The sequence below is a fragment of the Yersinia sp. 1252 StPb PI genome (assembly GCF_048593885.1).
Lineage (GTDB): Bacteria > Pseudomonadota > Gammaproteobacteria > Enterobacterales > Enterobacteriaceae > Yersinia > Yersinia enterocolitica_E.
The window spans coordinates 1-9,147 of record NZ_JAZGQE010000175.1 but is presented as its reverse complement, the minus strand read 5'-3'; the positions used below and the strand labels follow the sequence as shown (position 1 = coordinate 9,147).

The window sequence follows — 9,147 nt, the reverse complement described above, 5'->3', positions numbered from 1 at the left end:
ACTGCCGTGCTATTAGCACTAGCGATAATCGGTATTATCTGGACTCTCACCAAGGCGCGCCGCTCCACACTGCTGGGTTCTACCCGTAAGCAACTGGAAACGGATCGCGAGTTATTGGAGAAAGAGCGTTGAGCCGCCGTAAATTAGCACAGGAAAAGGCCGCATTGTTACATGAGATCCAGCAACAACGTCTGGATCTCGCCAACAGCACCGCACATTGGCTTGAGGTCACTGCACCTTATGATCGCGGTTGGGCACAAATCGTCGGTATGCGAAAATATTTGATGATTGGCTCCAGTCTGGTCGCGCTATACGGTATCCGCCACCCGAGTAAATTTATCCGCTGGTCGCGTCGAGCGGTTGGGTTATGGGGAACCATCCGATTGTTTCGTAACACTTTTCTCTTACGTTAACCTGCCGTTACTTCACTTGGTGGCATATCGATATCTCATGCGGGCTACTGACGGCCCTTCCCCCTTTCTTATGCCTAAACAGACCGTTTTTCGGCTTTAATCTGCTTACACTTCAGTTTTTTTGATAAAAACAGACAGTTTTACTTGCTAACAACTTCTCTACTTCTCAACTAACATTCTCTCATCAACTCAGGGAGTTTGCGGGATAACACCGGCAAGCGACCACACACAAGCACCTTTGATTAACCATTAACGCCCGCAGATGCCAGGCATTAATAGAACAACTTTTTGGAGAAGTCGTCGATGAACAAATTACAAGATACTGGCCTGTTGGTAGCACGCATTCTGATGCCGATTCTGTTTATTGTAGCCGGTTACGGCAAAATGGGTGATGCCTATGCTGGCACACAACAATATATGCAAGCGATGGGTGTCCCAGGCTTCTTCCTGCCATTGACCATTTTGTTGGAATTTGGTGGCGGTCTGGCAATTCTGTTTGGTTTCCTGACCCGTACCACTGCACTGTTCACTGCGGGTTTCACTATTCTGACGGCACTTATCTTCCACACTAACTTTGCGGAAGGCGTTAACCAGTTGATGTTCATGAAAAACCTAACCATCGCTGGCGGTTTCATTGTGTTGGCGGTTGCCGGCCCGGGTGGTTTCAGTATTGACCGTCTGCTGGGTAAGAAATGGTAAGGCTATACTATAAAATGCAATCCCCAAAGTAATTGGAGTTGCAGCCTGGCTGCAAGCGAATGACAAATTGGGAACCAATTTGAACAGCATTTATGCTAGCCCGTAGGGTGAGCCTCAAGGATGAGGCTCATTAATCCCGATGAACTTACTCAGGCAAGTGATTCGGATGAATAAGAGCAGCTAACAACGCTACAATTTCAAGAACGCGGGGGGATTGGATGGGACAGCTCGTAGACGGCATGTGGAAAGACATCTGGTACGACACAAAATCTACCGGTGGTCATTTCAAACGCAGTACCTCACAGTTCCGCAATTGGGTGACTGCTGACGGGCAAGCTGGCCCACAAGGTAAAGCTGGCTTTAAAGCCGAAACACACCGTTACCATCTGTATGTTTCTCTTGCCTGCCCATGGGCACACCGCACTTTACTCATGCGCACATTGAAAGGCTTAGAGTCACTGATTTCAGTTTCTGTGGTACATCCACTGATGCTGGAGAATGGCTGGACCTTCGCTAATGATTTTCCTGCCGCCACCGGCGACGAACTCTATCATCTTGACTATCTCTATCAGCTTTATCTGCGCGCCGATGCAAATTATAGCGGGCGGGTGACCGTTCCGGTGTTATGGGATAAGCAGCAACAGACCGTCGTTAGCAATGAATCTGCCGATATCATTCGTATGTTCAATACTGCTTTTGATGGAGTCGGCGCCAAAGCGGGGGATTATTACCCTACAGCGTTACGCAGTAATATTGATGATATTAACGGGTGGGTTTACGATCAGGTCAATAATGGGGTGTATAAGGCGGGATTCGCCACTACACAGGAAGCCTATGACGAGGCAGTTAATACCTTATTTGATGCATTGGCCAAGCTGGAACAGATTCTGGCGAAACAGCGATATCTGACTGGCGGCCAACTGACGGAAGCGGATTTGCGTTTATGGACCACATTGGTGCGTTTTGATCCGGTATATGTCACTCATTTCAAATGTGATAAGCGCCGTATCAGCGATTATCTCAGCTTATATGGCTTTTTACGCGATATTTATCAAATTCAAGGCGTCGCTGAAACAGTAGATTTTGCCCATATCCGCAATCACTACTATCGCAGCCACGGCACTATAAACCCTTACGGGATTATCTCCATCGGCCCACAGCAAGACCTGCTGGAGCCACATGGACGAGATACACGTTTCACTTTATTAACAGATTAACGCGCAGTAGCCGTTTACTTATTAGCGAATAATCTAGGGATTTCTCGCAGGAACCACGACTTAGCTTCCCCCATGCTGTCACGCCGCCATGCCATAATAATATCGGCCTCACGGCTGAACTCTGGCCCGACGACCCGTAAACGGCCCGCTTCAATGTCTTTTTCTACCATTTCATAAGGCATGGTCGCCACACCCAAACCGGCTAATAATGCCCGCCGCTTATCTTCGATAGTGCTGACCGTCAAACGTTGCTGTTTATCCAGCAATTGCACCGTGATAACTGGCCGCTCACGAGCGGTATCCGCCACGGCGACACCACGGTATTTCACTCGGGTCAGTTCTGACAGAGGCTCTGGTTCCAAATGAATGGGGTGGTCTGGGCTGGCAACATAGACACTAGTCACTTTGTACAGTTTACGGCTGTTAATCTCTGAAGATGCACGGAAATGCATATCGGGCGCAATGACGATATCAGCCCGCCCTTGCTCCAACCGTTCCCATGCCCCGGCCAATACTTCGGTAAAAATGGAGACCTGAGTATTAGCTTTGAGCGCCAGTTTGTCGATCAACGGGAACAGTTTCCATGCCGGAGACAATGCCTCACTGACAATCGTGATATGTGTTTCCCAGCCGCGGGCCAATGCCTCAGCATCGGTGGTCAGTTTGTCTGCGGCCTCCAGTAACACCCGCCCGCGATCCAGTAGCATCCGCCCAACATTGGTAAATTTGGTGCGATGCCCGGAGCGGTCGAACAACACCACATCAAGCTCATCTTCAAGTTTCTGCATGGTATAGCTCAGCGCAGAAGGTACCCGCCCCAATTCATCAGCCGCCGCGGCAAAACTACCACGGCGGTCAATAGCATCCATTACTCTCAATGCTTCTAACGTTAGCGCCCGATCTTTGGCCATCATTTTCTCAATCAGGAAATTTGAATATAGCGACCAGATTAACTGGCTAACAATCCGTCGTCCAGACGCTTACCATCTCTTTATCAATTAATATCAGGATAGGGCAATCATTGTCATGATCACATGCAGAACAGCAAAACAGTGCGGGCAAGCTGACTATGGTTGGCTCCAAGCCCGTTATACTTTCTCATTCGGCCACTATTTTGACCCGAAGCTATTGGGTTATGCCTCACTGCGCGTTTTGAATCAGGAAGTGTTAGCACCGGGATCCTCATTTCAACCACGAACTTATCCGCAGGTTGATATTTTAAACCTGATTTTACAAGGTGAGGCTGAGTATCGAAATAGTCTGGGTAACTATGTGCGCGGTAAAACTGGCGATGTGTTGCTCTTTTCTGCTCAATCAGGTGTCAGCTATAGCGAGCATAATTTGAGTACTGATAAGCCATTAACTCGCATTCAGTTATGGCTCAATGCCTGCCCTGAGCAGGAAAGCAATCCCGCCCAGCACCTGTCATTATGCACGCAGCCACTAAGGCTACTAGCGTCTCCTGACGGTGAGCAGGGCAGCCTGAAACTGCGTCAGCAAGTATGGATTCATCATCTGGATTTAGCCGCGGGCGAACAGTACACCATTGACCTACACGGCCCCAGGGCTTATCTGCAATCCATTCACGGAACAGTAACGGTGGATGGGCCGCAAGCCAGTGAAACTCAGCGCCTGACCTGCGGTGATGGTGCTTTTGTACAAGAAGAACGGCATCTGGTGATTAAAGCTGAAACGCCGCTGCGTGCCCTGCTCATCGATTTGCCTGCGTGAATATGGACGAGCACGCCAGCTAAAATTTAATGGGAAAAATGCGAGGTTCCCCCCACGTGACTCCCAGTATAATTACGGTTTTAACGACGCCATATCGATCACGAAACGGTATTTCACATCGCTTTTCAGCATCCGCTCATAGGCGTCGTTGATATCCTGAATCTTGATCATCTCTATATCTGAAGCAATGCCGTGTTCAGCACAGAAATCGAGCATTTCCTGTGTTTCAGCAATGCCGCCAATACATGAACCGGCCACCGAACGCCGTGCCAGAATCAATGGCATGGTGTTTATCATTGGGCTAAGATCACCAAGAAAACCAACAAATACCAGGGTGCCATCCACATTCAGTGTCGGCATGTACGGGTTGATATCATGGACATAAGGCACGGTATCAATAATCAGATCGAATTGCCCTTTGGTCGCGTCCATTTGTGCATCATCGGTGGATAACACAATATGATGTGCACCTAAACGACGAGCATCAGCCTCTTTACTCGGTGAACGGGTAAAGAGCGTCACTTCAGCCCCTAATGCATTCGCCAGCTTTAATGCCATATGACCCAAGCCACCCAAGCCAACTACCGCGACTTTACTGCCTTTACCCACTTTCCAATGGCGCAGCGGCGACCAGGTGGTAATACCGGCGCACAGTAGTGGCGCGGCAGCTTGCAAATCCAAACCAGCAGGCATTTTCAGCACAAAATCTTCAGAAGCTACAATGGATTGTGAGTAGCCACCATAGGTTGGTGTATGGTCGTGGCGATCAACACCATTGTAAGTTTGCACATTGCCCTCTGCACAATACTGCTCCAGGCCCTGTTGACAGGGTTGGCACACTCGGCAGGAGTCCACCATGCAGCCAATTCCGGCAAAATCACCCACCTTGAATTTCGTGACACTGTTACCCACGGCGGTGACTTGCCCCACCACTTCATGCCCGGGTACCAGCGGATAGCTGCTGAACCCCCAGTCGTTACGCGCCTGATGCAGGTCTGAGTGACAGACACCGCAATAGAGCACATCCATCACCACATCATCAGGACGCGGATCGCGACGGGTAAACTCGAGTGGGGCAAGGGGAACTTGTGCGGATTTGGCTGCATAACCGAGAACTTTTATCGTCATGATGTATCTCCGGTATCATAAACACTGTGATTTGAAGCTAGATAAACCGTAAAGAACGTCGAGAGTAAACAGTTTGAATACAGAAAAAGTTGGTTTCAAGGAAATTGCTACCTAGAGAGTATAGGCCTGTAAAGTAGCAATCCCGCCTCTATTTCTGCTCTGATATTAAGCGAACAAATTACAATCCAGTAAGCTTCTCCAATGTTTCGGGGTAGCGATCACCCATTATCGTTACTTGTGCAGCCGCGTTATTAATCTGTTGCAGATCAGCAGTGGTCAACTCTACATTCACCGCACCAATATTCTCTTCTAACCGATTCAGTCTGCGCGTACCGGGGATCGGTACAATCCAGGGTTTCTGCGCCAGCAACCAGGCAAGAGCGATTTGCGCGGGCGAGCTACCCTTTTGGTCAGCGACCTGCTGAATCAAGGTGATTAACGCCTGATTAGCGGCCAAGGCTTCGGGAGTAAATCGTGGTAACGTGCTACGAAAATCATCACTGGCAAACTGGGTTGATTGATTCATGTTACCCGTCAGATAACCTTTACCCAGTGGGCTATAAGGCACCAAACCAATGCCAAGTTCTTCCAGCGTTGGTATGATTTCTTGCTCCGGCTTACGCCACCATAATGAGTATTCACTTTGCAGGGCGGTTACCGGCTGAACAGCGTGAGCTCGGCGAATGGTCGCCGCCCCAGCTTCAGATAAACCAAAGTGTTTTACTTTACCCTCTTTGATTAAATCCTGTACTGCACCGGCCACATCTTCAATGGGTACATTGGGATCGACGCGATGTTGATAAAACAGGTCAATAACATCCGTTTTCAGCCGTTTGAGTGAGGCTTCCGCCACTTTTTTAATATGCTCTGGTCGACTGTTTAAACCGATCCATTTTGGCCCGCCGTTCGGATCAGCCTGAAAACCAAATTTGGTCGCAATCACCACTTTATCGCGCAGAGGTGCCAGCGCCTCACCCAATAATGCTTCATTGGTGTAAGGCCCATAGACCTCTGCGGTATCGAAGAATGTCACGCCAAGGTCCACCGCTTTGTGCAACAAAGAGATCATCTCCTGTTTATCGGCAGCCGGACCATAACTGAAACTCATCCCCATACAGCCTAAGCCCATGGCGGACACGTCGAGATTACTGCGACCCAATGTGCGCTTTTGCATTTCTTTTACTCCTACCTGTAATTTATTTGTCATTACGAGGCATTCATTAAATGAATGTCGGTAGCAAAAAAGGTAGCAAATGTCCGAGCAGAGGATTAGATGGATAAATGTGCATGGGTATATGAATTTAACTCATAAATTTAACTATACTGGAACACACAGGCAGCTAAACAGGTATAGAGACTGATGTTAAAAGAGAATTTTAACGATTTAATTTCCTTTCTTATGGTTGCCAGGGAGCGAAGCTTCACCAAAGCGGCGGCAAAACTGGGGGTTTCACAATCGGCCTTAAGTCATTCCATTCGTGGGTTGGAAGAACGACTTGAGCTTCGCTTATTGACCCGCACCACCCGCAGCGTTGCCCCGACAGAAGCGGGCGAAAGACTGGCAAACAGTCTGGGACCACGTTTTGCAGAAATTGAGAGTGAACTGGATGCCTTAAGCGAAATGCGCGAGCGGCCTGCGGGGAATATTCGTGTCACTGCTGGCGAACACGCCGTGGACTCGACTCTCTGGCCGGTATTGAAATCATTTCTCGCCGATTACCCGGACATTAATGTGGAAATCACGGTCGATAACACCTTAACCGACATTGTCAGTGGACGATTTGATGCCGGCATCCGCCTTGGAGAACAGGTAGCAAAAGATATGATTGCGGTACGGATTGGGCCGGATATGAGTATGGCTGTCGTTGGCTCACCTTCATATTTGGCTAAATATGGCATCCCCACCACTCCGGCAGATCTGCAAAATCATCGTTGCATCAATATGCGCCTGCCGACAATGGGTGGCCTTTATGCGTGGGAATTCGAAAAAGAGGGGCATGAATTAAGAGTTCGTGTTGATGGGCAACTGACCTTTAACAGTTTGCGACAACGCATTGATGCCACCGCCATGGGTTTTGGTCTGGCATTCGTACCAGAGGATGCGGTAAAAGCTGAAATTACCAGTGGCAATCTAATCAGGGTGCTGAAAGAGTGGTGTGAGCCTTTCCCCGGTTATTACCTCTACTATCCGAGCCGCAGGCAGCATACCACCGCATTTTCGTTGTTCGTGGATGCCTTACGCTATCAACGTTAAGACCAAACAAAAACCCCGCCGAAGCGGGGTCTTATGGAATGAGTGGAGTTGACCGGTAAGGCAACTAGCCAAATGAAAGGCCGTTTCCCGCTGCATTTACACGTAGTTAAAAATTCGAGTATCTCCGATAGCGAGGAGGCTTTACTGTATGCCCTATTTCGTTTACTACACATAAAACACAATTTCAGTTTTTATTTGCCTGATCCATCATTTTCCCTTACCTTTTTGGGCAGATTGCCAAATTGATATTGGCAAATGGATAAATAAGGGATGATATGGCAAAAGGTTATTATCTGGTTGTGGGAGATAAAACAACCTGCGGAGGCGTCATCACCGAAGGGGAACCGACCCACACAATAATGGGAAGTTCCGTCGCCCGTGAACAGGACCGTGTTACCTGCGGCAAGCATCCGGGAACTTACATCATTGTCGGGCACATTCCCGGTGATACGATACTGGGACGCAAGTTTGCGGGGACGCTGCACAGCACAAGTAACTGTCCATGCAAGGCACTATTCATCCCTTCGATGATGAATGATGTCTACGAGTTGAACTCCGCCCCTGCTCGCTCGACAGAACCAGAGCAGCATGCTCAATCGGTAAAAAGAGCCAGTCCTCCTCCCTATCTCACGGGTGAAAAACCACCCTCGGAGTTTGTCCCAGATTACCCAGTATTACGTAATACCCATACTCTACCGGATGACGCTTTACGCGCTATGTTGGCACGAACCAATCAAGATGTGATGCTACTGACACTCTCGGAGAGTTTGGAAGTGCTCCAATCATGGGGTTGGAAAGACACGAAAACAGCTTGGGTGGAAACGACTCAGTCCGGTGTCGGGCAAGTGATGGTTAATTACGGTGTGAATGGAAAGGATGTTGTCACCACCTCGATGATTATTGCTCGATTAGGTGACTTCGGTATCAGAGCTACGGTCTACGTTAATCATAAAGGCACTGAGTTAATCAAACTGACGGGCTATGCTGGTGTTAGAAAAGTATTAACCGCGCCGGTATTTGCATTAAAAAACCCGAAGGTGGTTGATTTGGGTATTGGTAAGTATGGGCTTAAAAACTCTATTATCAGTGGTGCACGATTAACGTTTTATGTAGCAGCGGCTTATCGAACGGTTGATTTTATATTGAATGATGCAACGTCACTGGCTGAGTTTATCGGTTCCTTGGCAACAGATGTAGTGAAAATAGGTATTGCGTCGGCTGTTAGTTGGAGCGCTGCTGCTGCTATTACATCTTTTACTTCATTAGTCTTCGTTCCATTGGTTGTTGTGGTTAGCGCCAGTTTGCTTACAGCAGCCGTTCTAAACGAAATAGATAAAAAATTTGGTGTCACTGATAAAGTTGTTACATACATCGAGGCTGCACAGCAAGAGTTTGTAGAAAAGGCTCGTGAGATGGAGCAGGGATTTTGGGACTTGGGAGCTATGTATGCTGATCGGATGCTTGATAAAGGAAAGGAAGTTATTGAGTATGAAGTACAAAAATATATCCGAGAGTCTTTGAAAGATATAACATCGAGGCATTTCTAATGGAAGCATTTAGTTTTGGTAAAAGAGTAGGTTTTATCTTTTTTGATCTCATACTAATTACCATAACAGGATTAGGATTTTATTTTGGTTTAGATAACTTCAATGCTTATTTTTCATTTAATAAGGTTTTTGTTTTTTCTTATTTTTCAGTGTTTAGT

The 9,147-nt window shown here is 47.9% G+C and carries 9 protein-coding genes; 6 read left to right on the top strand and 3 right to left on the bottom strand.

Annotation, left to right across the window (positions count from 1 at the left end):
* The first annotated feature begins 128 nt into the window (after window positions 1-128).
* The 3 genes from V2A85_RS19280 to V2A85_RS19270 all read left to right on the top strand — a co-directional run bounded on the left by V2A85_RS19280 (window position 129) and on the right by V2A85_RS19270 (window position 2,329).
* Window positions 129-413 (top strand): YqjK-like family protein, encoded by a 285-nt coding sequence (locus V2A85_RS19280; RefSeq protein ID WP_420072118.1) that lies wholly within the window; start codon window positions 129-131, stop codon window positions 411-413.
* Window positions 414-716: 303 nt separating this feature from the next.
* Complete coding sequence (locus tag V2A85_RS19275; protein WP_004714887.1) at window positions 717-1,112, top strand: DoxX family protein; 396 nt, start codon at window positions 717-719, stop codon at window positions 1,110-1,112.
* Between the two features lie 218 nt (window positions 1,113-1,330).
* Complete coding sequence (locus V2A85_RS19270) at window positions 1,331-2,329, top strand: glutathione S-transferase family protein (RefSeq protein ID WP_420072117.1); 999 nt, start codon at window positions 1,331-1,333, stop codon at window positions 2,327-2,329.
* Between the two features lie 14 nt (window positions 2,330-2,343).
* Here the strand turns inward: V2A85_RS19270 and V2A85_RS19265 are convergent, their stop codons facing one another.
* Window positions 2,344-3,240, bottom strand: coding sequence for a LysR family transcriptional regulator (locus V2A85_RS19265; protein WP_083162318.1), 897 nt, complete (start codon window positions 3,238-3,240; stop codon window positions 2,344-2,346).
* Between the two features lie 115 nt (window positions 3,241-3,355).
* On the opposite strand from V2A85_RS19265, the gene V2A85_RS19260 reads away from it, so the two are divergent.
* Window positions 3,356-4,060: a pirin family protein gene (locus V2A85_RS19260; RefSeq protein WP_083162317.1), complete on the top strand. Its 705-nt coding sequence runs from the start codon at window positions 3,356-3,358 to the stop codon at window positions 4,058-4,060.
* A 72-nt stretch (window positions 4,061-4,132) separates the two neighbouring features.
* On the opposite strand, the gene V2A85_RS19255 is transcribed toward V2A85_RS19260, so the two are convergent.
* Window positions 4,133-5,188: an NAD(P)-dependent alcohol dehydrogenase gene (locus V2A85_RS19255; RefSeq protein WP_372560453.1), complete on the bottom strand. Its 1,056-nt coding sequence runs from the start codon at window positions 5,186-5,188 to the stop codon at window positions 4,133-4,135.
* A gap of 178 nt (window positions 5,189-5,366) precedes the next feature.
* Complete coding sequence (locus V2A85_RS19250) at window positions 5,367-6,362, bottom strand: aldo/keto reductase (protein WP_420072116.1); 996 nt, start codon at window positions 6,360-6,362, stop codon at window positions 5,367-5,369.
* Between the two features lie 186 nt (window positions 6,363-6,548).
* Here V2A85_RS19250 and V2A85_RS19245 point away from each other — a divergent pair, with 186 nt between their 5' ends.
* Both V2A85_RS19245 and V2A85_RS19240 read left to right on the top strand, forming a co-directional pair.
* Window positions 6,549-7,442: a LysR family transcriptional regulator gene (locus V2A85_RS19245; RefSeq protein WP_420072115.1), complete on the top strand. Its 894-nt coding sequence runs from the start codon at window positions 6,549-6,551 to the stop codon at window positions 7,440-7,442.
* A gap of 275 nt (window positions 7,443-7,717) precedes the next feature.
* On the top strand, window positions 7,718-8,989 hold the full coding sequence (locus V2A85_RS19240; protein WP_420072114.1) for a PAAR domain-containing protein: 1,272 nt from the start codon (window positions 7,718-7,720) through the stop codon (window positions 8,987-8,989).
* The last annotated feature ends 158 nt before the right edge of the window (window positions 8,990-9,147 follow it).

Excerpts from the sequence above, each read along its gene's own strand:
- V2A85_RS19275 (WP_004714887.1), top strand. The coding sequence starts at position 717 with ATGAACAAATTACAAGATACTGGCCTGTTGGTAGCACGCATTCTGATG.
- V2A85_RS19260 (WP_083162317.1), top strand. The coding sequence starts at position 3,356 with ATGATCACATGCAGAACAGCAAAACAGTGCGGGCAAGCTGACTATGGT.
- V2A85_RS19240 (WP_420072114.1), top strand. The coding sequence starts at position 7,718 with ATGGCAAAAGGTTATTATCTGGTTGTGGGAGATAAAACAACCTGCGGA.
- V2A85_RS19270 (WP_420072117.1), top strand. The coding sequence starts at position 1,331 with ATGGGACAGCTCGTAGACGGCATGTGGAAAGACATCTGGTACGACACA.
- V2A85_RS19255 (WP_372560453.1), bottom strand. The coding sequence starts at position 5,188 with ATGACGATAAAAGTTCTCGGTTATGCAGCCAAATCCGCACAAGTTCCC.
- V2A85_RS19250 (WP_420072116.1), bottom strand. The coding sequence starts at position 6,362 with ATGCAAAAGCGCACATTGGGTCGCAGTAATCTCGACGTGTCCGCCATG.
- V2A85_RS19265 (WP_083162318.1), bottom strand. The coding sequence starts at position 3,240 with ATGGCCAAAGATCGGGCGCTAACGTTAGAAGCATTGAGAGTAATGGAT.
- V2A85_RS19245 (WP_420072115.1), top strand. The coding sequence starts at position 6,549 with ATGTTAAAAGAGAATTTTAACGATTTAATTTCCTTTCTTATGGTTGCC.